Origin of the sequence: Flavobacterium aerium (assembly GCF_030766725.1) — a bacterium.
Classification (GTDB): domain Bacteria; phylum Bacteroidota; class Bacteroidia; order Flavobacteriales; family Flavobacteriaceae; genus Flavobacterium; species Flavobacterium aerium.
The window spans coordinates 66,677-90,145 of record NZ_JARQWR010000014.1 but is presented as its reverse complement, the minus strand read 5'-3'; the positions used below and the strand labels follow the sequence as shown (position 1 = coordinate 90,145).

22 protein-coding genes are annotated in these 23,469 nt (G+C 33.6%); 13 read left to right on the top strand and 9 right to left on the bottom strand.

Annotation, left to right across the window (positions count from 1 at the left end):
* Positions 1–159 precede the first annotated feature (159 nt).
* Positions 160–627, top strand: coding sequence for an Mpo1 family 2-hydroxy fatty acid dioxygenase (locus tag P6733_RS17050; RefSeq protein WP_306354166.1), 468 nt, complete (start codon positions 160–162; stop codon positions 625–627).
* 2 nt (positions 628–629) lie between these two features.
* Here the strand turns inward: P6733_RS17050 and P6733_RS17045 are convergent, their stop codons facing one another.
* The gene (locus tag P6733_RS17045; RefSeq protein WP_306354165.1) at positions 630–1,565 is read right to left on the bottom strand and encodes a hypothetical protein; all 936 of its coding nucleotides are present in this window, start codon (positions 1,563–1,565) and stop codon (positions 630–632) included.
* Between the two features lie 137 nt (positions 1,566–1,702).
* A complete protein-coding gene (locus P6733_RS17040; protein WP_306354164.1) occupies positions 1,703–3,121 on the bottom strand; it encodes an aminotransferase-like domain-containing protein in 1,419 nt (472 codons plus the stop codon).
* A 100-nt stretch (positions 3,122–3,221) separates the two neighbouring features.
* Between P6733_RS17040 and P6733_RS17035 the strand changes: the two genes are divergently transcribed.
* Positions 3,222–4,301, top strand: coding sequence for a GNAT family N-acetyltransferase (locus P6733_RS17035; protein ID WP_306354163.1), 1,080 nt, complete (start codon positions 3,222–3,224; stop codon positions 4,299–4,301).
* 144 nt (positions 4,302–4,445) lie between these two features.
* Here P6733_RS17035 and P6733_RS17030 read toward each other — a convergent pair whose 3' ends face one another.
* Positions 4,446–4,937, bottom strand: coding sequence for a GNAT family N-acetyltransferase (locus P6733_RS17030; protein WP_306354162.1), 492 nt, complete (start codon positions 4,935–4,937; stop codon positions 4,446–4,448).
* A gap of 184 nt (positions 4,938–5,121) precedes the next feature.
* Between P6733_RS17030 and P6733_RS17025 the strand changes: the two genes are divergently transcribed.
* Together P6733_RS17025 and P6733_RS17020 are read left to right on the top strand one after the other, a co-directional pair.
* Positions 5,122–5,388, top strand: a complete 267-nt coding sequence (locus P6733_RS17025) for a hypothetical protein (protein WP_306354161.1) — start codon at positions 5,122–5,124, stop codon at positions 5,386–5,388.
* On the top strand, positions 5,385–5,573 hold the full coding sequence (locus tag P6733_RS17020; RefSeq protein ID WP_306354160.1) for a hypothetical protein: 189 nt from the start codon (positions 5,385–5,387) through the stop codon (positions 5,571–5,573). The genes P6733_RS17025 and P6733_RS17020 overlap by 4 nt, the downstream gene beginning before the upstream one ends.
* A 21-nt stretch (positions 5,574–5,594) precedes the next feature.
* On the opposite strand, the gene P6733_RS17015 is transcribed toward P6733_RS17020, so the two are convergent.
* The gene (locus P6733_RS17015) at positions 5,595–6,047 is read right to left on the bottom strand and encodes a cupin domain-containing protein (RefSeq protein ID WP_306354159.1); all 453 of its coding nucleotides are present in this window, start codon (positions 6,045–6,047) and stop codon (positions 5,595–5,597) included.
* 135 nt (positions 6,048–6,182) lie between these two features.
* On the opposite strand from P6733_RS17015, the gene P6733_RS17010 reads away from it, so the two are divergent.
* From P6733_RS17010 to cls, 3 genes are read left to right on the top strand one after another with little or no spacing between them, the layout of a single operon-like run.
* On the top strand, positions 6,183–6,725 hold the full coding sequence (locus P6733_RS17010; RefSeq protein WP_306354158.1) for a TPM domain-containing protein: 543 nt from the start codon (positions 6,183–6,185) through the stop codon (positions 6,723–6,725).
* 3 nt (positions 6,726–6,728) lie between these two features.
* Positions 6,729–7,175: a GNAT family N-acetyltransferase gene (locus P6733_RS17005; protein ID WP_306354157.1), complete on the top strand. Its 447-nt coding sequence runs from the start codon at positions 6,729–6,731 to the stop codon at positions 7,173–7,175.
* Between the two features lie 17 nt (positions 7,176–7,192).
* On the top strand, positions 7,193–8,650 hold the full coding sequence (gene cls / locus P6733_RS17000; protein ID WP_306354156.1) for a cardiolipin synthase: 1,458 nt from the start codon (positions 7,193–7,195) through the stop codon (positions 8,648–8,650).
* A 15-nt stretch (positions 8,651–8,665) separates the two neighbouring features.
* Here cls and P6733_RS16995 read toward each other — a convergent pair whose 3' ends face one another.
* On the bottom strand, positions 8,666–9,859 hold the full coding sequence (locus P6733_RS16995; protein WP_306354155.1) for a helix-turn-helix domain-containing protein: 1,194 nt from the start codon (positions 9,857–9,859) through the stop codon (positions 8,666–8,668).
* 58 nt (positions 9,860–9,917) lie between these two features.
* Positions 9,918–11,609, bottom strand: a complete 1,692-nt coding sequence (locus P6733_RS16990; RefSeq protein ID WP_306354154.1) for a T9SS type A sorting domain-containing protein — start codon at positions 11,607–11,609, stop codon at positions 9,918–9,920.
* 339 nt (positions 11,610–11,948) lie between these two features.
* Between P6733_RS16990 and P6733_RS16985 the strand changes: the two genes are divergently transcribed.
* From P6733_RS16985 to P6733_RS16965, 5 genes are all read left to right on the top strand, one after another.
* Positions 11,949–12,626, top strand: a complete 678-nt coding sequence (locus P6733_RS16985) for a response regulator transcription factor (protein ID WP_306354153.1) — start codon at positions 11,949–11,951, stop codon at positions 12,624–12,626.
* A 4-nt stretch (positions 12,627–12,630) separates the two neighbouring features.
* Entirely contained in the window at positions 12,631–13,998 is a 1,368-nt protein-coding gene (locus P6733_RS16980; protein WP_306354152.1) for a HAMP domain-containing sensor histidine kinase, read from the top strand.
* A gap of 93 nt (positions 13,999–14,091) precedes the next feature.
* Positions 14,092–14,817 (top strand): hypothetical protein, encoded by a 726-nt coding sequence (locus P6733_RS16975; RefSeq protein WP_306354151.1) that lies wholly within the window; start codon positions 14,092–14,094, stop codon positions 14,815–14,817.
* A 72-nt stretch (positions 14,818–14,889) separates the two neighbouring features.
* On the top strand, positions 14,890–15,816 hold the full coding sequence (locus P6733_RS16970) for a bestrophin family protein (RefSeq protein WP_306354150.1): 927 nt from the start codon (positions 14,890–14,892) through the stop codon (positions 15,814–15,816).
* 239 nt (positions 15,817–16,055) lie between these two features.
* Complete coding sequence (locus P6733_RS16965) at positions 16,056–17,081, top strand: LLM class flavin-dependent oxidoreductase (protein ID WP_306354149.1); 1,026 nt, start codon at positions 16,056–16,058, stop codon at positions 17,079–17,081.
* Positions 17,082–17,161: 80 nt separating this feature from the next.
* On the opposite strand, the gene P6733_RS16960 is transcribed toward P6733_RS16965, so the two are convergent.
* The 3 genes from P6733_RS16960 to P6733_RS16950 all read right to left on the bottom strand — a co-directional run bounded on the left by P6733_RS16960 (position 17,162) and on the right by P6733_RS16950 (position 21,297).
* Positions 17,162–18,991: an ABC transporter ATP-binding protein gene (locus P6733_RS16960; RefSeq protein ID WP_306354148.1), complete on the bottom strand. Its 1,830-nt coding sequence runs from the start codon at positions 18,989–18,991 to the stop codon at positions 17,162–17,164.
* A complete protein-coding gene (locus P6733_RS16955; RefSeq protein WP_306354147.1) occupies positions 18,912–20,600 on the bottom strand; it encodes an ABC transporter ATP-binding protein in 1,689 nt (562 codons plus the stop codon). The genes P6733_RS16960 and P6733_RS16955 overlap by 80 nt, the downstream gene beginning before the upstream one ends.
* Positions 20,601–20,889: 289 nt before the next feature.
* Positions 20,890–21,297, bottom strand: coding sequence for a hypothetical protein (locus tag P6733_RS16950; RefSeq protein WP_306354146.1), 408 nt, complete (start codon positions 21,295–21,297; stop codon positions 20,890–20,892).
* A gap of 208 nt (positions 21,298–21,505) precedes the next feature.
* On the opposite strand from P6733_RS16950, the gene P6733_RS16945 reads away from it, so the two are divergent.
* On the top strand, positions 21,506–23,464 hold the full coding sequence (locus tag P6733_RS16945) for a tetratricopeptide repeat-containing sensor histidine kinase (RefSeq protein WP_306354145.1): 1,959 nt from the start codon (positions 21,506–21,508) through the stop codon (positions 23,462–23,464).
* Positions 23,465–23,469 lie beyond the last annotated feature (5 nt).

Genomic DNA, 23,469 nt, shown 5'->3' with positions numbered 1-23,469 from the left:
AATCGTCCACCAATTGAATTACAAATATGAACATTAATTCTATTTTTAAGATGGTGAACTTTTCAGTATTTTAGAAAAAGAGTAAATAATAAACTAGGGCTAACCTTCATTTACTAGAATTAATTATTTAACTTAGTAATAGTAAATAAATGGATGATTATGAGAACCTTAAAGCAATGGTTTGATGAATACGGAGTAAGTCATCAAAACCCACAAAATAAAGCGATACATTACATTTGTGTACCAGCTATTTTCTTTTCAATAGTTGGATTGCTGATGAGTATTCCAACCGGTTTTTTAGACCGTATAGTGGGATCAAATCAGCCTATATTTGTGAATTGGGCAGTTGTGGTATTGATTTTTGTTTTATTCTTTTATTTGCGATTGTCCATCAGTATGGCATTAAAGGTCGCTTTGTTTTCACTACTCTGTTTGGTCGTTAATTATCTGATATCGGTTTATCTTCCGCTTTGGATTGTATCCATTGTCATTTTTGCAGTAGCTTGGATTGGACAGTTTTATGGACATAAAATTGAAGGTAAAAAACCTTCGTTTTTAAAAGATTTACAGTTTCTCCTTATTGGGCCTGCTTGGGTATTGGATAATGTTTTTTCAATGAAAAAATAGATTTATTCGGCATTATTGATATACGTAATAAGACTCGTTAAATCCTGGTGGAAGGAGCGAACTGTAGATTGTAATTGATTGAGCATGGAAGAACGAGAATGTAAATCGGCGGAATAATAATTACCACCTGTACTAAACAGTAGTTTCTCTTTTTCAGGATCAATACTTCCTTCAAATTCAAATTGTTGCCACCTGTTTTTTATGCTTTCAGCGAGCGTAACTTCACCAAGATTGCTGAATTTCTTTTCATGAAGCATTTTCCATACAAATGTTGGATAATCACTATTGGTAGAAGTGGTGAACCAAATGGTGCGTAACAAATTTCGATCATGGTAAAATTCAACTGTTTTTCCTTTGGGATTAATAGTCATCAAACCTAAAAGACCTCCGAGTGTACCTCCACTAATTGCAACTGTCGTTTGAGCAGGATTTTTTGTGACAGTAGATGCTATACCTGTTATGGCACCAACAATTACGGCACTAATCGTCAAATTTGTATTTCTTTTACTATTGATATCATCAAGGTAACTTGCAGCCATATCCGATCGTTCTCCTTCACAATCAAGTTCTGCTGAAATAGATTGTATTTCTGATTGAGCTAATAATATTCGACTGATAATTTTATGTTTAAGAACGACTTCTTTAGCCGAATTATCATGCAAACTGTCCTGTCTCAATAGCCATAATTCATTCATGTGATCTGTTATACCCAGAATTTCACAAAGCAATTGATCATGGGTAGAAATATTGAATTTAGATAAATCATTACTGTTGGTTTCCTGCCAAGGGTCATTAGTGATATTATTAGGAACAGTGGGAGCACAGTAATTGTATTTAAATTGCTGTAATTTAGAGTTCGATATTCTTTTTGAAGTAGAGCAAGATACCAAAAGAGATAAACTGAGTACCGATAAAAGGGAAAGTAAAGTTTTACACATAGACGAACTGAAAAGGGGTTAATGAATACCTTACGCAAGCAATACTATAGAAACAAAGCTCCTTTGAATCTCAGTTAAATTTAACAAATAAATGGGAATAATACGATGTTCATAGTTTTTTTTGAACCATACAATGGTTATCGTCTATCCAGAATTTTTGCCAAATCTCCAATGGTCTTTAAAGCGGCTTCAGTTTGCTCATTTAGCGGTATTCCATAATTGAGACGAAGGCAATTGCTAAACTGATCTTGTAGTGTAAACATTTTCCCCGGCGCAATACTGATTCCTGCTTGAACTGCCATTTTGAAAAGTTCAATAGTATTTACTTTTTTATCAAACTCTACCCACAAGACCATTCCGCCTTTTGGGGCGCTTATTTTGGTGTTGTCTGGAAAATAACGATCAATAGCTCTAGTATATTGAATACAATTTGTTTGTAAAGAGCGTCTTAATTTTCGTAAATGATGATCATAACGTCCAGTTTCTAAGAAGTTAGCGATTACCTCCTGTGTGATATTGGTAGAAGAAATAGAATGCGTAAGTTTCAGTTTTAAAATCTCAGCTTTAAATTTTCCGGGTGCAATCCAGCCAATTCGATACCCTGGTGCTAACGTTTTTGAAAAGGAACTACATAAAATAACAAGTCCACTTTCATCAAAACTTTTACAAGTTGAAGGCCTAGTTTCAAAATATAAATCACCATAAATATCATCTTCTATCAATGGAATATTGTACTGTTGTATCAGTTTTACAATTGCTTTTTTATGCTCATCAGGCATCAAACTACCCAATGGATTGCTAAAATTGCTAACAATTAGACCTACTTTAATATTCTTGGTTTCCAATGCATCTTGTAGCGATTCAATCACAATACCTGTTATAGGATGGGTAGGTAGTTCGACTACATTTAATTTTAAACTTTTGGCTAAGCGTAATATGCCAAAATAGGCAGGACTCTCTACCGCAATAGAATCTCCAGGTTCTGTTAGTGCCATTAAAGCATAAGAAATAGCATTAATACAACCCGCTGTAGTAATTAATTCTTCATGATCAAGTTGTGGAATATGATAGGTATGTCGGACAATTTGACGTCTCAATTTCTCATTACCTTGTGTTTCTCCATAAGCAGTACCACTATCCTTTAGACTTCTCATCGCCAGAATCATGGCTTTATTTAACTTAGCAATTGGCAATAATTCATCAGCAAGAACACCGTGGGAAAGCTGAATATAATCGGCACCCGCAGAATAAAGTACCAATTCGGTGATTTTGTCCATAGCATCCTCACTCAATTTACCATCCGGTTTACTGGTTTTAGGAAGTACACGCTGTTTTTGAATATGTTGACTCACATAATAACCCGATTTTGGATTGGCTTCTACATAGCCTTTTGATTCCAAATCATAATACACAGCAATAGCGGTGCTCTGACTGATTCCATGTGTTGTACATAATACACGTAACGATGGAAGCTTATTACCGGGAACTAATACTTCATCCTTAATCTGCTTTTCTATAGTATCGGCTATAAGTTGATATTTGAATTTTTTCAACATATTATCTTGATTTAATCTGCTATGGTCAAAAATACAAAAACTGCATCTGCATTGGTGTTTTTTTTGTGTTTATGTTTGTGATCAATAAAAAAAGTAAATTATGCAGATTATAAATAGTGAGTTATCAGATATTGATATGCTCTTTAAGATATACGATGGAGCAACTTTATACCAACAACAAGTTTTTCATAGATCATGGAAAGGATTTGACCGTGAGCGCGTATTACAAGAAATTAGAGAAGGAAAACAATGGAAAATTGTGGTAGACGGGCAAATTGCTTGTGTTTTCTGTATTGAGTACAATGATCCTTTTATCTGGGGTGAAAAAGACAAAGATCCCGCAATTTATATCCATCGAATTGCGACCAATCCTGAATTTAGAGGGAGAGGTATGGTGAAAGAAATTGTACAATGGTCAAAAGGACATGCAATAGAAAAAGAGAAGAGATTCATCAGAATGGATACGGGGAGTGGAAATAGTAGACTGAATACTTATTATATAGGCTGCGGCTTTATGTATTTAGGGGTTACAGATATTAAAAATAGAGAGCTTTTACCGGAACATTATAAAACAGGAATGTTCAGTTTATTTGAAATTAACTTGGAGTTGGATGCATTCCGTCAGCTTCCACCAAATTTGCCAATCCCAATTGATGATGGTGCTTGCGATCATTTAGTAGGTGCTATAGTACCTAATATTCCACTGCCTTCCACAAATAATGAAGAGGTTTTATTGAAGGATAAGAAAGAACGCATTGTGCTCTATTGTTATCCTATGACAGGAGCGCCCGAAATTAAATTACCAGATGGATGGGATGCTATTCCTGGAGCGCGTGGTTGCACACCACAATCCTGTTCTTTTCGAGATCACTATCAAGAATTGAAAGAATTAGATACAGAAGTGTACGGAATGAGTATACAAACGGTATCTCGATTGAAACAGGAAAAAGAACGGATTCATCTTCCTTTTGATTTATTGAGTGATGCAACTTTGGAATGGAGTAGTGTTTTGAAATTACCCACATTTGAAGCAGAAAGAGTTCGCTATTTGAAGCGAGTTACACTCATCATTGAAAATGGAAGAATTGTAAAATATTTCTATCCTATTTTTCCACCAGATAAAAATGGAGGCGATGTGGTAGCTTGGGTGCAGGAACAAGTTTCAAATAAAGTACTGTAATTATTAAGATTTGATTGTTTTATTCCATTCAGACATTTGAATTAGAATATTCTCTAAACTTTTTCCTTTTGAAATAATAGAATTTTTAGAATCGGTTGTGTTTTAAAGCAAAAAGGGCTTTGTATTCTTTACAAAGCCCTTTTGTTATAGTATTCTACTGAGTATTTCACCCGGTAAACCATCAAAATCGCAGAGTTTTTCTGAAAGAAAGCCATTGTTTATTAATATTTTCCTAGATGGAATATTAGTAGGATCAATGATAGCAATTACTTTTTTAAGATGAGGTTGTTCCATTGCTTTGGACATCATCAGCTGAGTTACGGCTGTACCCAAACCCTTACCCCAAAATTCAGGTAATAACATATAACCTAATTCGGCTTCAACGGAATCAATGGTTTTAATTTCAAGTTTGGCTAACCCAATAAAACGTTTGGTTTGTTGTTCGTATATTTTGTAATTACCAAAGACAGGATGAATACAATTATTAAACAATAGGGCGGCATAATCGCGTTGTGCTTCATTGAGTGGAATGGCACGTTCGGTAATCATGGCCATTACTTGTTCATTACAGACTAAATCAAAGTATTGGTCGAAATCGTTAGCTGTAAATTTTTGAATGTAAATTAGGGATTCCATTATTCTTTTATAGATTATAGATAATTACAAATAGTTGAAAATTTTAAATTTTGGACACCTTACTATGATACGTTTAGTATTTGAAGTGTTAACAACAAAAATACACTATAAGGTAGAAATTTTTATTGGCATGGAGAAATTATTACAGTATATTTAGTCCGATATAAGCATAATGGTTTAAAAGATGAAAAACATATTTGACGAAGAAATTTCAATTGAAACAATAAATCGTATTAACGAGTTAACACCAGTTTCAAAACCTTTATGGGGAAAAATGTCTGTAGATCAGATGTTGGCACATTGTAATGTTTCCTATGAAATGGTATATGATGACATTCATCCAAGACCGAATGCTTTTATGCGATTCCTTTTGAAAGCATTAGTGAAAAATCTTGTAGTAGCGAAACACCATATAAACACAATGGTCACACTGCTTCTCAGTTTATTATGACGGGTGATAAAGATTTTGAATTGGAGAAAAACAGACTAATCAATTATATCCAAAAGAGCCAACAATTGGGCGAAAACTATTTTGATGGTAAAGACTCTCACTCTTTTGGGAAGCTCACTAAAACAGAATGGAATAATATGTTTTATAAGCACCTAAACCATCATTTAAGTCAATTTGGAGTATAAAGAAAAGTAAATTAATCTCTATTATTTATCTTTTATGAAATGGTTAGAGGCATTCTCGTGTAAAGGAATGTACAATCGTTCCCATTCATTACCTTCTATAACTTTCCAGGTATGACCTATTCCGAGTATATCCTCTGCAATGAGAATAATACCAGGTTCAATATAAAAAGTATCACCATTACTGACTGTAAATTCAAGCTTACCTTTTAGTGTTACTACATATTGTTTTCTAGGTGCAGGGTGTGCAATACTACCATAAGTTCCTACGTGAGTCCGGATAAAAAAAGAACTCGTTTCCATATAGGTTGTAGTAGGTAACATTCCAGTTTCAAAAGAACATTTTTCTCCTTCAATATTGTAAAGACGGATTGCTTTTACATACGTTTCGCCTTCTTGATGTTTGATTTTTGTATTCACAATTGAGAGTATAAATAATTTGTATGGAGTAGTAATATTGTATTCAAGTATTGCCATTTTGCGACATACTAAAATAAGCCAAATCACTATAGTATCAAAATTATTTCAATTAATACTCTTATATTTATTCTCAATACAAAAACAAATGAATATTCTGGAAAACAAATGAATCGATATAGAATAGATTACCCCATGCAAAAGATTTTTTTAATCATATCCCTATTTTGTATATCCCATAGTTGGGCACAGACAAAAACAACCAATGATTCCAAAAAAGAAGAAGGTTATAATGATGTTCTTCAGGAGTATATTTCTAAATTCAATGAAACAACAAGCGATAATGAACAATTATATTCAGATGTAGAAGAAAAACAATTGGACAAAATAATTAGAGATTTTGAGAAAGAAACGACAATTCAAATTCGGATTGTTACGATTGACCGAAAGAAAACATCTTTAGAGGATTTTGAAATGCTATCGCTGCATATTGCTCAAGCTTGGGGAATAGAGAAAAAGAATAGAGGTAATGGAATTCTAATTGCCATTTCTTTAGGACTTAGAAGTATTCGGATTCAGAATGGAAAAGAAATAGAAAGGATAATTTCCAATGAAGAAACGAATAAGATTATGGATGATTATTTTATTACAGAATTTAAAAAAGGAAATTATTATAAAGGAACTTTTGATGGAGTAAATGCATTAATGGATTTGTTGAAAACGAAAATAAACAAATAAAAAATGGAAAATAACATTATAATCAGAGCCTATAAAACGACTGATAAACCTGAAATTATTGATTTATTAAAACTCAATACACCAGAATATTTTTCACTAGAAGAAGAAAAAGATTTAATTCATTATTTGGATCATGAAATTGAACAGTATTATGTTGTAGAATACGATAAGAAAGTAGTAGGTAGTGGTGGAATCAATTTTTCAGAAGACCAAAAAATGGGAAGAATAAGTTGGGACATACTAGATCCAGCCTACCAAGGAAAAGGGATTGGTAATCAGCTCTTAAAACATAGAGTTGAAAAACTAAAAACATTTGATACTGTAGAGAAAATCTCGGTGAGAACATCACAATTAGCCTATAAATTTTATGAGAAATTTGGATTCAAACTAATAGAAGTTCAAAAAGACTATTGGGCGAAAGGATTTGATTTATACAGAATGGAATTGTAAAGTAATAAAGTGACACTATGAATTGGCTATTGCTTGCAGAAATCATCTATGGAATAATCCTTGTATTAGTTTGTATACGGATTATTTATGATACTCAGAATAATACAAAAACATTAGCCTATGTGCTTTTAGTACTGTTTTTACCGTTATTAGGAATCATCATTTACTTTTCTGTAGGGATTAATTACAGAAAGCGAAAAATATACAGTAAAAAGCTTATTAAAGACAGCGCTTTAGCTTCAAAACTAAAAGAAGACCTGTATAATTATTCCACTAATATTTATACAGAAAGTATTACTTCGGTACAACAGAATAAGAAATTAGTTCAGATGCTCATCAAAGACATCACAAGTCCTCTGACAGGGAATAATTCCGTCAAATTATTAGTGAATGGAGAACAGAAATTCCCTGATGTATTAGAGGCTTTATTACAAGCTAAAAAACATATTCATATTGAGTATTACATTTTTGAAGATGATGCAATAGGGCAGAGTATAGAAAAGATTCTGATACAAAAAGCACAGGAAGGAGTTGAAGTACGATTTATTTATGATGATTTTGGAAGTCGTACCATTCGGAAGAAGATGGTGCCTCGTTTGCGCGCAGCAGGTGTTAAGGCATTTCCATTCCATGAAATAATTTTCATAGCCTTTGCAAATAGACTAAACTACCGCAATCACAGAAAGATAATTGTAATCGATGGGAATATTGGTTTTGTTGGTGGCATCAATGTGAGTGATAAGTACATTAACCAAGTAAGTGATGCCAAAAAGCTTTTTTGGCGTGATACCCATTTAAGAATTGAAGGTCCAGGAGTAAGTCATTTGCAATACTTGTTTTTATGTGATTGGAATTTTTGTGCCAATGAAAAACTAGAAATTAACGATGTATTTTTTCCATCAAATCAGTCATTGGAAGTAAAAGACAATAAGATTGTGCAAATAGCCGCCAGTGGTCCCGATTCGGATCGACCAACGATAGCCTATGCTTTATTACAATCAATTAATTTAGCGGAAGAAGAAGTTTTGTTGACAACCCCTTATTTTATTCCTGATGAAAGTGTTCATGATGCGCTAATTGTTGCAGCACTAGGCGGTGTAAAAGTAAAATTATTGGTTCCCGGAGTTTCCGATTCCAAAATTGTAAATGCTGCAGCATGGTCTTATTACGATGATTTACTGAATGCAGGGGTAGAGATTTATTTGTATGAAAAAGGATTTGTTCATGCAAAAACACTCGTTACAGATCGTAAAATGGCAATGGTAGGAACAGCCAATGTTGATTATCGAAGCTTCGATTTAAATTTTGAAGTAAATGCCATTGTATATGATGAAGGCATTGCAGGCGAACTAGCCGATGTTTTCTTTAATGATATTAAGGATGCAAATAAGATTGATTTAATAGAGTGGCAAAATCGTCCTACGATAAAACAAATGGCAGAAAAAATGGCTCGATTATTATCTCCTTTATTATAAATCGATGAGGTTGAATTAAATAGCTTCATTTTTAGCTTCTAAATCCTTTTTGTATTTTGATGGAGAAACGCCTGTTTTTTGTTTGAAAATTCGATTGAAACTAGCTTTGGATTGAAAACCACTTTCGTAAGCAATTCCCATTAAAGTATATTTGTCAGAACCGTCCAACATCATACGTTCAATAACCTCCGTTACTCGGTATTGATTAATCAGGTTGTAAAAACTAATATTAACGTATTGATTCAGTAACTCGGAAAGTTTCTTATTTGAAATATTCATTTCTTCTGCTAATTCCGTTAAGCTTAACGCATCATTGAGATACAGTTTTTTGTTTTCCAGAATATCGAATAACTCCTGTTTTAATTTTTCAATCTCTTCTGGTGTATAATTGTCAAGCTGTCGAACTAATGCTTTTTGGACAGGAGTTTCAATTTCTTGTGGAACCTCTTCTGTTTTTTCAGTAATGGATAGTTTTTGAAGCAAAAAATCTGGAATCAATATTTGAGCCTGAAACATTCCTTTGTATCCTAAATATACATATAGAAATACAAAACTAAAAGCAATGAGTGTTCCAATATTCCATGGAATCATTGGGAAGAAAAGCTCATATACAGTACAAAGCGTATCTAATATTATAATGAGGAAGATACCAATTAACAGGTGCTTATACCAATTCAGATTGTTTTTTTTGACTGAAGAATAATTTTCTCTGGAAGCTTTTTGAATACGCATTAATAACTGGAAAGCGAGTATTACATAAACCAAAAAGAATACATTTTCTACAAGATTAAAATAATAATCATGCTGCGCATACCAGTTGCCGTATTCCGTTAAATGATCTGTTGCCATACTGATGGACAACGGAAGAGAGACAAATAACCACAGTAAACCAAAGGGAATAAGATGTTTGTATAAAGAATGAATGTATTGTGCTTTTGGGAGTACAAGAGATTTTAGAAGAAATAAGAGGAGTGGACCGAGAATAAATCCCATTCCGTTCCCGAAAAAAACCGCAATAGCACCTAATAATTTTGATCGGTGTGTATAAGCGTAATAATACAATAAAAAGAATAGGGCATTGGCAAAAAATACGATGAGTAGTTTTTGAGAAAAATGAGTTTTTGCTTTAGACAAAAAAAGAATATTAAGACCTAATAGAGATATTCCGGCAATCAGAATAAAGTCGACGAACATTGTCCAATTTTCCATGGCGGAAAATAGTATTTAATTCGGTTCCTTCCAAGTCTAAATGCCGGAAAATTAATTATTATTCTTTAATGATTTTATAAGAACTTTGATCAATGTTTACGATATAAGTGCCCTTTGTTAAGGATCTTACATCAATACGCTGATTTGTTTCAATTTTACCAGATAGAATTTGTCTTCCCGTTAAATCAAAAACCATATAGTTTTTATCCACTAATGGAACTGAACTTTTCAGATTAATGTAGCTATTTGAAGGATTAGGATATAGTTTCAATGTTACATTTGGTTGTACATCTGGTACTGATAAAGTAGTATTTGACATTTTAATCAGATAATCGTCTCTAAAATCGACTGCGGTAACCAAATTTGCTTGCCCAGGAACTGGATTAATATTTGCAGAACCTTGATATACTCCTGTGAGGTAAATATTATCTGTAGCATCTACAGCAATTCCAGCACGATCAATTGCATCGACACCCCCAAAGCGGAAGGCAGAAATGAAATCACCATTAGCATTTAGTTTAGCAAAAAAGCTCTCCATAGCCTTGTCTGTTTCCTTTGTTAAAGTAGTGGTGCCCAGTTGTAATATTCCATCATAATAGCCTGTAACAAGAACTTCATTCAGGGAATTGACAGCAATATCAAAACCTCCAGTGAATTGTTCGCTTGGAAGCTGTTTGGCCCAAGCTATTGTTCCATCACTATTAATTTTAGCAAGATAACCACTTAAGGCTGATGTAGCAGTAAATGCCGTTGGAGTAGGAGTATCAAAGCTCGCCGATTCCCCAAAATATCCCGTGATATAAGCAGCATCATTTGCATCAACATCGATCGCTAAATTTTGAATTTCATTTAAAGACGTTCCTGTTTTTACAGCTTTAATGAAAGCCCCATCACTATTTAAATGTAATAAGAACCCTGCTACCGTTTGTGGTGGAGTAGTTAGCAAAAAAGTTTCAGTTGGATTAGGATTAAAATCAGCAGTTTCTTTGAAATAGCCTGTAATATAAGTATCTCCATTTGGACGAACCTTCATGGCTGTAGCTAAATCAAATTTGTCACCACCAAATTGTTTTGCCCAGACAAAATCTCCATTCGAGGATAATTTAACAACAAATCCATCTCCGTTACCTTCATTACCTGCAGGTGTTAAATTGTATACGCCAGCACCTGGATCAAAGTCGACTTCATTATAAAAATAACCAGAAATATAGACATTGCCTTGAGTATCGACTCCTATACCATTACTTTCTTCATATTCCAAACCACCTATGTTTTTTGCCCAAACGAAATTTCCATTAGGATCAAGTTTGACTACAAATATATCAATGCCACCATTTGTAGTTAACATAAATTCTCCAGTACCGGGATCAAAGTCACCCGTTTCCTGAAACGTTCCGGTAACATAAACATTACCAGCAGCATCTGTAGTAACAGCAGTACCATAATCAAAGGCCTCATCGCTACCAAATTGTTTTGCCCATACAAAATTCCCTGCATTGTCTGTTTTCATTACAAATGCCTGATAAAAGATACTCGTACTAAGTATATAATTATTTGGACTCATATCGAAATCGCAATTTTCTGTAAAAAATCCTGTGGTATAAGAATTTCCTGCTGGATCTACATGTAGGGAAAAGGCAACATCTTCTCCATCTCCGCCATAACTGCCGCCCCATTGATAGGATTGTGCTGAAGCGGATAAACAGCATAATAAAAAACAGAGAAAAATAAAGTTTAGTTCTTTTGTCATAATTTTTTCTTTTGAGTTAATTAGTCCTCAAAATAAGGGCGAAAAAATGATTAAAAAGGCTCATTGGAAGCATTGATACCTGTTTCTAGGGGCTTCACAGTTAATTTTAACAATTCGAGCAAATAGTCAGGATAAGATTTTGAAAGGTGAATTACTAACTAAATCGAGTAGCAACGTTTAGAAAAGAAGAATAAATAACCGCTAAATTTTCATTATAATCAGGAACCGATCCTATAGATGTCAAAAGATGAAAAATAATAAAAAAAGAATTGTTTTAGAAAAACTTAAGAATTCAATACCTATTTTTGCGTTTGCACATTAAAAATTTCCCTGATTTTTATGAAATTATTAGTAGTAGAAGATGAACCGAATCTTTTATCCATTATTCGAAAAGGTCTTTCAGAAAAGAACAACGAAGTAAGCGTAGCGATGGATGGAAGAACAGCCTTGGAAATGATTCAAAATCACACATTCGATGTTATTATTCTGGATGTGATGCTTCCAGATATTAATGGAATAGAAGTCTGCCGAAGATTAAGAGCTGCAAAAAACTTTGTACCCATTCTACTATTAACCGCTTTGGGAACGACAGAGAATGTAGTTACAGGACTGAATGCTGGAGCCGATGACTATTTAGCAAAACCATTTAAATTCTTAGAATTAGAAGCTAGAATTAGTGCTTTAGCAAGACGATCTACTCAGGAACATAAACCGAATGACAAGATTATTATCGATGATTTGGAAGTCGATGGAAGAACCAAGTCGGTCAAAAGAGATGGGCAATCCATACAACTCACAGCCAAAGAGTTTAAGTTATTATATTATTTAGCAAAGAATGCCGGAACAATTCTATCACGAGAACACATCCTAGATAATGTTTGGGATATTAATTTTGATATGAATACAAATGTTGTAGATGTATACATTAATTATGTAAGAAATAAGATTGATAAGCCCTATCAGAACAAATTGATTCATACTGTAAAAGGTCTGGGTTATGTTATAAAATCGTCATAGTACCATGCAGATAAGAAAGAAAATCACAATTACCTATATAGCGCTTTCCTGCTTTAGCACACTACTCTTAAGTGCCGCGGTTTTTTTTCTGTTCAAACAGAATAACCAATATTACTTTTTAAAGAGACTACAGGATAGAGCAAAAATTACTTCAACCATTTATTACCAAAATGATTTGGTAAAAACACGTTATTTTCAGGAGTTTAAGAACGAAAGTTTAGAAGGACTAATTGAAGAAAAAGATTATGTACTGAAAATTAATGGAGCAAATACCTTTGAATACAATACCGATTTGCATTTGCCACCAGAATTTTATGCAAAAGTCATGAGTACAGGTTCCAGTTGGGTAGAAGAAGATTATCGCTATTACTATGCCCAAGTATTTAATGAATCTGGACAAAAGTATATGGTTATTGTAACGGCGAAGGATCAACGTGGGAATACTAGTGTTGTATACATTCTACAGTTGTTAATCTTTGGAGGTATCGGATTTCTAATATTAGCCTACTTTTTCGGGAAGGTGCTAGCCCGAAGAGTTATTAATCCAATGGCGAACATTACCAAAGAAGTAAAACGAATCAGTGCTTCAAACTTACACAATAGATTACCCGATGTAGAAGGGAATGATGAGATTTCAGATCTTACCAAAACATTCAATGATATGTTGGACAGGCTAGAGACTTCTTTTGAAATACAAGCAAACTTCATTAATAATGCCTCACACGAATTAAAAACACCAATCACTACGATTATTGCAGAAACAGAAATAATGCTGTTGAAAGATAGAGAAAGAGAAGAATACATTGAGTCACTCGGAAATATTAATAAACAGGCTTCAAAATTAGGAAATCTAACAGAAAGCCTTTTAAAACTCACACAAACGGGATACGATGGTACAAAACAAGTGCTTGATATTGCCCGAATGGATGAATTATTGATGGAAGTAAAAGCTTCTATGGACAAAATTTATCCTGACAATAGAGTAAATATTAAATTGAATACGATTCCCGAGGACGAATCATTACTGACCATTCCGTGTAATAGACCTTTATTGGAATTAGCCTTGAATAATATTATTTCAAATGGTGTGAAGTATTCCGATAATGATGAGGTATTTGTAGTACTATCTGCCGATAAAACAAAAATTAAGATTAGCATTACGGATATTGGTATTGGAATCCCACCCGAAGATATTCCTTATTTATATGAACCTTTTTTCCGTGGCAAAATAGCATCCAAATACAATGGATATGGATTAGGCTTGCCTTTGGCAATGAAAATCATTCGTATGCACCATGGTAAATTACAAATCCAATCGGAGACAGGTAAAGGAACAGTAGTGAATATTACATTCCTAAAAAACCAAGATTAGAAATTCTAATGTGAAATTTTAGAAAATTCTAATTTTAATCTAAGAGACCTATAATCTTGACGCTCTTAATTTGTATGTATAAAAAATATACATATGAAAAATTTACTTATACCAACGACACTTGATTTAGATACAATTAACGCGGTAAAAACGGCGATTAAACAATCTAAAGGGGAGCATTGCACGATTATCCTATTACAAGTATCAGAAGTTTTAGAAACTGAATCTTCAGCCTTCTTTTTGAGAAACCTTAAAAGTGAAATGACTGTTTCACAACAACAGATCTTAAAGAGTTGCAGAATATTAGCATCCAATTCATCAAATTGTGCTTTAAAAATCTGCAATCAATACGGTATCTCTTCGCCAATATTAAAAAATCTAATGGAGCACCATCATATTGGATTGACCATATTAGCTCCATCCTATAAAACAGCACAAAAGAAAATCCATAAACTCTTCTTGCAAATTCTATTAAATGGAAAGTGTCCCATATTACACCTAAGTGACCATTTTGAAGAACATGATTTGAATACCGCTTTGTATTTAGAAAAAACAAAATCACGACTTCAGGCAGAAGATTTACAATCCTTAATGCAAGGACAATTTGATTTTAGAATTGTAAGTCAGGCAAAAGTTTTTGAAGACCAAAAACTAGAAGAAATTACACCACTCATTACAGAAGCAATTTCAAAAAATAAGATCAATTTATTGATTGAAACACGTAAGCCAGAAAAAATAAAATTTAAAAGAAGTACTGAGTCATCTGTCAATGAAACACTAGGGTTACCCGTTCTTTCTTTATATGAGGAGATGGTTTGAAATCAAAGGATTTCGAGAAATGAGTATATGAATTTAAAATAAAAAGAGATGCTATTAAAAAAGAAAATACCAATGAAATACGTCCTTGGGAAAATCAAGGTTGAGCTTATTCTCGTAATTCTGTATGCTATTTCATTTGAACTGTTTCACCGCTATAACGAAACAGACGCATTAAACATACCGATTGCAATACCAACAATTATTGGTACCATTATATCACTTTTATTAGCCTTCAAATCTAATCAGGCTTATGATCGCTGGTGGGAAGCTAGAATTATATGGGGAGCAATTGTAAACGATTCGCGAACATTAATCCGTCAGGTGATAGGATTTTATAAAGACCCAGATTTTTCAGTAGAAGCAAATGACTTTAAAGAAGATTTTGCCAAAAGACAATCTGCTTGGTGTTATAGTTTAGGACAATCCTTAAAAGGAAAAGATCCCTTGAAACCGATTGAAAATATTCTATCACCAGAAGAATATAAGTATGTGAAAAAACACAAACACGTCCCTAATGCATTGTTAATTCTGCACTCAAAAGCACTGAGAAGAGCAAAAGATGAAGGAAAGATCAATAAGTACCAACAAGTTGAAATCGATAATACATTATCGCGATTATGTGATTCTATGGGTAAATGTGAGCGAATTAAGAATACTATTTTCCCAACAACCTACAGTATGTACATACGATTTACACTGTGCTTGTTCATCATATTATTACCATTTGGATTAACAGGTCTATTAGGATGGTTACAAATTCCATTAGTAACAACCATTGGAGCTGCGTTCTTCCTGATTGAGAAAATGGCGATTCATTTACAAGACCCATTTGAAAATAGACCTACAGATACACCAGTTGTAGCGATTTCGATTTCGATTGAAAATGTATTAATGCAGATGGTGAATGAATTTAGAGATGAATTTGATGAAACCGTTCCAAAACCGAAAAATGAACTTCATCATATTGAACCGGTAAAAAATGCCTATTTCGTATTATAATGCAATAAGCGATTTTATGTTTACTGTTACTTTAGTTTTTTATAATATTCTGATTATACATGGTTATTTTGATTAGAATGTTTAGTGGAGAAAGGATGAGCAATTTGCTCGTCCTTTCTTTTTTTGTAAAAAGCTTATCTTAAATAAAATACAACGTCAAATATTTTACAATTTGAAATTGATATATTTATAGAACAAGAAGTTTGAGTACAATAATAATATCACATAAAATAAATAGTATGGAAGTAGGAATAGATAGTTTTGCCTCAGCAACATTTCGTAATGAAGCGGGCATATCTTTAAGTAGTACAGAAGTTATTGCAGAATTATTAGAGCGAATAGAATATGCCGATAAAATGGGATTAGATGTATTCGGTATTGGAGAACATCACCGCAAGGAATTTTTAGATTCTGCACCTGCTATGCTATTAGCCGCTGCGGCAGCCCGAACGAAAAAAATCAAATTAACCAGTGCTGTTTCTGTTTTGAGTGCAGCAGATCCAGTACGATTATTTCAAAGCTATGCAACACTAGATTTAATTTCTAAGGGAAGAGCAGAAATGGTGGTAGGACGAGGTTCCTTCATAGAATCATTTCCCTTATTTGGATATAAATTAGAAGATTACGATGAATTATTTATCGAAAAAGTAGAATTATTACTGGATATTCAAAAAAATGAAGTGGTAAATTGGTCAGGAAAATTTAGACCTGCTCTTAAGAATCAACCCATATATCCAAGACCACTACAAGACCCGTTACCGATTTGGCTAGGTGTAGGAGGAACACCAGAGTCTTTTGTGCGAGCAGGGACATTAGGAATGCCTTTGATGGTGGCTATTATTGGAGGAGAAACACATCGTTTCCGTCCTTTGGTTGACCTATATCGAGAAGCAGGAGAAAAGGCAGGACATGCTCCAGAACAGCTTAAAGTGGGATTACACTCTATTGGTTATATAGCCGAAACTACCGAAGAAGCTATTCAGGATTTTTATCCAGGTTATGCAGAAACATTTACTAAAATAGGGAAAGAACGAGGGTGGCCTCCTGTAACTCGTGAACGATTTGAAGCCCAAAGAGGAGAGCGAGGAGCGTTGCTCATTGGAAGTCCAGAAGAAGTAGCCGAAAAGATTTTACGTCACAGTGAGGCTCTAGGAGGAATTACAAGAGTTACTTTCCAAATGGATAATGCCTTTTTACCACATTATAAATTAATGAAAGCGATAGAATTACTAGGCACCCGATTATCACCCTTAGTCAATCAATAAAAATCAATTTTATATCAAAACACCGCATACATTTCAATCAAATGCATGCGGTGTTTTGTTTTATAGTAAAGAAGTCAAAATTAACTTGATCTTTTTCCTTTTAATAATTTGTCCATTGCATCCTCAAATGAACCAGCACGAATAACTTCACCCGAGTTCACAAAGAAGATAACATCAGCATTTTTTATGGTATTCAAGCGGTGTGCGATAATAATACGAGTTGTTTTTTGAGGAAGTTTATTGAGTATGTTTTCTAATAGTTGTTCTGTAACCGTATCAATATTTGCTGTAGCTTCATCCAGAATCAAAATTTCAGGATTTCGTAATACAGCACGCATAAAAGCAATAAGCTGTTTCTGGCCCAAACTAATACTATCCCCATTGGAGGAAACTACCGTTTCAAGTCCATTTTCAAAAATCTTTAAAAGACTCTCAAGATTAGCTTCATGGATTGCTTCTTCCAATTGTTCGTTAGTATAATTTGCATACGCATCATTACCATACAAAATATTTTCCTTTACCGTTCCCGTAAATAGAAAAGGCTCCTGTAGGATAAAACCAATTTTCTGTGTACGTTCCTGATCATTATAAGTACGAATATCTTTTCCATTTAGGAAAACTGTTCCTGCCGTAGGATCATATAAACGAGCAATAAGAGAGGCCGTGGTCGTTTTTCCACCACCCGTAGGCCCTACAAAAGCATACGTTTTTCCTCTTTCTAATTCTAAAGATATATTGTGTAAAATTTCTTTTTCATCATAACCAAAATGAACATTTCTGAATTCTACAAAAGCAGATGAATCAGAAGAAGGAGTAGTTTCTTTAAGTTGTACTAAATTCGTTTCCAGTGAAAGAATTTGGTTGATGCGATCCCAACCTGCCATGGCCACCTGGAAGCTGGTCCATAGTGTTGCCAACTGTCTTAAAGGATTATAAAAGTTGGTACTATAAGCAATATAACTAACTAATAAACCTACAGAAAACTCACCTGCTGCAATAAGATAAATACCAAAAGTAAGTACAATCAATTGGGCTAATCCAGAGAAAAATGTAGCAACGGGCAAGAATAAGTTATTGGCTAATCCTGCACCAATCGATGTATTGTAATTTTGCTGATTCACTTCACTAAAACGCTTTCTAAAATAGTCACGACGATTAAAAGCAATAATGACTTTGAAGTTGGCTAAACTTTCTTGAATTTCACTACTTAAGCTACCTGTACTTTTTAAATTGGCTGCATTTTTTCGTTTCACCCATCCCGAAGCCAATTGTGTAAATATCAAAATGAATATTGCGGGAACAAGCGTAGCCGCTCCAAGCTTTAAATTGATAGACAACAAGAAGATTCCTGCGCCTGTCATTGTAACAATGCTTCCAATAAACTGTGTTAAGGATTGAGAGAAAAAAGAGTTTAGTTTATCCGCATCATTATTCACTCGGGAAATCAAATCCCCAGCTTTATTTGCATTAAAGAACGCAACAGGCAGAGATTGTAATTTATTGAAAATAGCATTTCGAAGTGTAAACAACATACGTTGACTTACACCACCCATTAATTTTGTTTGGAAATAACTGGTGAACAAAGTAATCAAATACATGCCTAAAAGCACGCCAGAAATGACTAATACACCATGGTATTCTTTATTTTGTACATATACATCAATTGCATGACCTATTAAATAAGGGCCAAGTAAGTTGAGTGAGGAATTCAGTAATATTGTCAAAGATGCTAACAAGAGGTTTTTACGCTCATGAGCAATCAGTTGCAACAGACTTTTTACTCCGGCAATCGTAGATATTTTCTTTTCCTTATTGGAAAGTTTATTTAAATCATAATTCATAATTGCTGGTACTTTGTTGCGATTGGTATAATTGGATGTACTCAGGACTAGTCTGAAGCAGTTCTTCATGACGGCCAATAGCGATAATTTCTCCCTGCATCATTAATATGATTTGGTCGTAATGAGTTACAGCAGCGATCTTTTGAGTAACCGATAATAAGGTTAATCCAGGATAATTATTTCTGATATTACCTAATATTTTCTCTTCTGTATTTTGATCCACACGAGCTGTAAAATCATCTAAGAGTAAAATTTTAGGATTGATGGATAAGGCACGAGCGAGCATTATACGTTGTTTTTGTCCGCCGGAAAGACTAGAACCACGTTCGGAGACGATGGTGTCCAGCTTTTGCGGCTGCGCTTCAATAAACTCTTTTAATTCAGATGTCTCAATAGCTTTCTGTAAAAATTCATCGGTTACTGTATCACTAAAAGCAATGTTTTCTCGGATACTCATATTGAAGATAATACTATCCTGAAATACAAATCCTGTTTGACTGTGAAAAGTCTCACTTTTGTATTCCTCAATAGCATGACCATCAAAATTGATGGTGCCAGAATCAGGTTTTATAAGACCAGTCAATAAATAAAGCAATTGCGTTTTACCGGCGGCTGTAGGTCCGATAACCGCAATTTTGGAACCTGGTGTGATATTAAAAGAAATGTTTTTTAAAACGGGTGTTTGTCCATAGGACATGTTTACGTCATTTAAGGCTATAGCACCACTCAAATCATCAGTAATTGTTCCTGTTTCGGGTTGATCTGGTTTTTCAATAATATTGATAATACGACTGTAAGAAGCACTGGCTTGTGCCATAATATTACTCATAAAACCAATAACAAGAATAGGGAAAATCAACATAGTAAGATAACTGTTGAAAGCGGCAAAATCCCCTAAAGTCATACTGCCTTCAATAACAAAATGTCCACCCAAGGCTAATATCGTTAACCCCGCCATATTGGCTGTAAAGGTAATTACAGGGACAAGTCCTGCAAAAAGAGCAAGAATAGAAAGTCCATAATCACGAGCTTTAGTATTGGATTCAAGGAATTTATGATATTCTAATTGTTGTGAATTAATTACACGGATTAAAGCCGAACCTAATATACTTTCATTAATTACTTTATTCAGGCGATCGGTCACTGCACGACTAGCAATGAATAAAGTTCTTACTTTGCGCAATACCATGAAAAATGTAATTCCAATAATAGGAATAATTGCAATAACGCAAAGGGCTAGCTTCCAGTTGATAGAAAATAATAATACACTTGCTCCAATGATAATGAATAATGAAGAAACTACGGCAACCAAAGCTTGTGAAACAAAGAGTTTTATAGAATCAACATCGGCCGTTAAGTTGGTCAGTAATTTTGATGGATTAGCCTCTTCAATAAAAGCATTCGTTTGTCTAGAAATAGTATTGGAAAGTCGATTTCTCAAATCACGGGCTACTTTCTCGGAAGCATACGTTTGTATAATACCTTGAAACAGACCAAAAATCATGATACAAAATACCGCGATAGAAAACTCGGTAAGTACTGGTTTGTAAACAAATGTACCCGCACTAAAAGCATCAATGCTTTTGGATATTATTTTGGGCAGCCAAAGGTTAATGGCATTGCTGAGAACGGTAAAAAGTAATAAAAGTGCCAATAAACCACGATAGGGTTTCAGCAAATGTAGTATGTTAGGTTTCTTATCGGTTTTCACTACTGAGAGACAGGATTAGTCGGTAAAAGTAATGAAAAAATCAAAAGAAATAAATACGGTATTAAATAATCATTATAAGAAAATGGCCTTATTTGTTATGCAAGCAAATTGAATATATAAAAGTTGAACAGACATAACTATAAGTAGGAAATAAGAAAAATGAATTTCTGATTTTCGGAATTGATCGTACTAATAATGATATAAAATCATAGGGGCAATGTCCCAAACTAGCCCCTATGATTAAAACATATTTTACTTATTGGAAAATATACGAAGGAGCAGATATAGTAACTGTACCATTATTATTTGCCGTCGCAGGTGTAGTCGATATTAGTGTTCCACCAGAAAATATTTTCACTGTTAAAGTTTGTCCAGCAACACCACCAGTACCACCTACTGAGATACCTGTACCAGAAACACTTGGTTCATAAGTGATTTCTTTTATCCATGGTAAACTAGGAAGATCTTCTGATACAGCACCACCGCTAGCCACAATAAAAGTAGCACTTAAGTCACCAGTAAAATTTCCTGTTACCTCAAATTTTACGTTTCTTTGATTAGCGTTTCCGCCTCCTCCATTATCATCATCACTACTGCTACATGATGTCAGACTCATTACTACTACTGCAATAATACCGATTGATTTTAAAATAGACTTTTTCATTTTTATTTTGTTTAGAATTATAAATTCAAAAGTATTGGGATACAGAATGTATTCATATACCTGAAAAAAAGTATATTTTTATACCTGATTTCAGGTATTTTTGGAGATCTAAAAAGGCATATTAATTTTAAATTATAATGAAACTGTATTTTTGTTTTATATGAAAAATAGATTAAGATTACTTTTCTGCATAGTATTTTTTTCACAAATGCTACAGGCACAAAGTGTTTATACATTGGATGATGATAAACCATTTAGAGATAGTTTGACAATGTTGATAAAATCGACTAAGTCAGATAGTTTAAAATGTATTAATAGTTTTAAACTCTCCGAAATATACCGAAGAAGTAAAAACGCTGAATTATCGAATGAGTATAGGATTATGGCTAATGAAATAGCGCCCAAATATAAGTTCTTGAAAGCCGTTGCTATTCTTTATAATGCTACGGATTATCTATTGAAAGGGGATATTAAGGGATATGGAAATCAATTGACTTTGGCGAATGGTGAGCTTAAGAAGTTTCCAATAAAAGAAGCCTACGTAATCCGAGCAACAATCCTTAAAAATCAGTCGATACTCAAACAAATGGAGAGTGATGAAAAAGGCGCGATGCGTATTTTAGTAGAAGAAGCAATGCCATTAGCAGTCAAAGGCGAAGATTATGAAGTAGTAAGTAGTATTTATAAATCATTGGGGATTATTTCGATGAATGCTTTAGAAAGAGAAAAAGCGAATGATTATTTGAATAAGGCAATAGAATACATTGATAAAGCATCCAAAGCGAGTTATACTTATGAGGAATCAAAATTAGAAACATATATCATAAAAGCAGAAAACTTATTGGAATTAGGTCGGTATGAAGAGGCAAAAAAAGCATTGGATATTACCTATTCGATTTTGAGAAAGTATCCTCAATCCAATTTAAATGGTAGTTTTTATTATGCACAAGGATTGTATTATTCTAAAACAAATCAGTTAGAAGAATCTATAAAAAGTTATGATAAAGGAATTATAAATAGTGACTATCATCATAATATATTATTAAGAAACCGCTTGAACTTTGCAAAATATCTTCCTTTAAAAAAATTAGGCCGTTATGCAGAAGCCAGAGATTTACTGGAAGAGCTATTGAACAACGAGAATATACTAACTATAGATAAGAAAAATTACAATAAAGAATTGGCGTCTGTCTACGAAAAATTAGGAGATACTAAAAATGCTTATAAGTATAGTTCTCAATACATTACTTTAAGCGATAGTTTGAATGCATCTGAATATCGGGAAGAAATTGCAGCACTAGAGGCGAAGTTCAACAAGTCGGAAAATGAAAAGAAAATCAGCCAATTAGAAGCCCATAAAGAGAGAGCTTCATTGATTGCAGAAAACAACAAACTATACTATGGATTATTGGTCGCAGTACTATTTATATTAGTACTCCTTGTTTTAATTCTTTGGCGAAATTCTAAAAACCAGAAAAAAATGGCATTAGAGCATCGCAAAAATTATGATCAGAATTTAACCAATCTGAAGAACCAAAAAGAAATTGATGTTATGCAAGCCATGATTCGGGGAGAAGAGGCCGAACGCAAAAGAATTGCCCGTGATTTACACGATGGAATAGGAAGTATGTTGTCCTCCTTAAAAATGAGATTTATAAAAGTGAACACAGCTTTGGATACAGTAAATGCGGATGAAATAGAGAATATGAATACGCTATTGAATAATTCCATTACCGAATTAAGACAAGTATCCTATAATCTGATTCCAGAATCATTATTGAAATTAGGATTAGAACATGCCTTGAATGATTTATGCCACATATTGAATACAAATGATATTCAGATTGAATTTCAATCCAATAAAATTGAGAATACAATTCCAGAAAGTGCTCAGATTACAATTTACAGAATTGTACAGGAATTATTGAATAATGCCCTAAAGCATGCTAATTGTACTACTATTCTAGTGGATTGTAGTCAGAATCAAGACCGATTTTTTATTACAATCGAAGATAATGGAGTTGGGTTTGATATCGATAAGATGGGCGATTTTCAAGGATTAGGATTGAAGAATTTAAAGAATAGAGTCGATTTATTAAACGGGAAAATCGAAATCGATTCTACTCCAGAAACAGGGACGGCTATAAATATAGAGTTAACAGTATAATCATA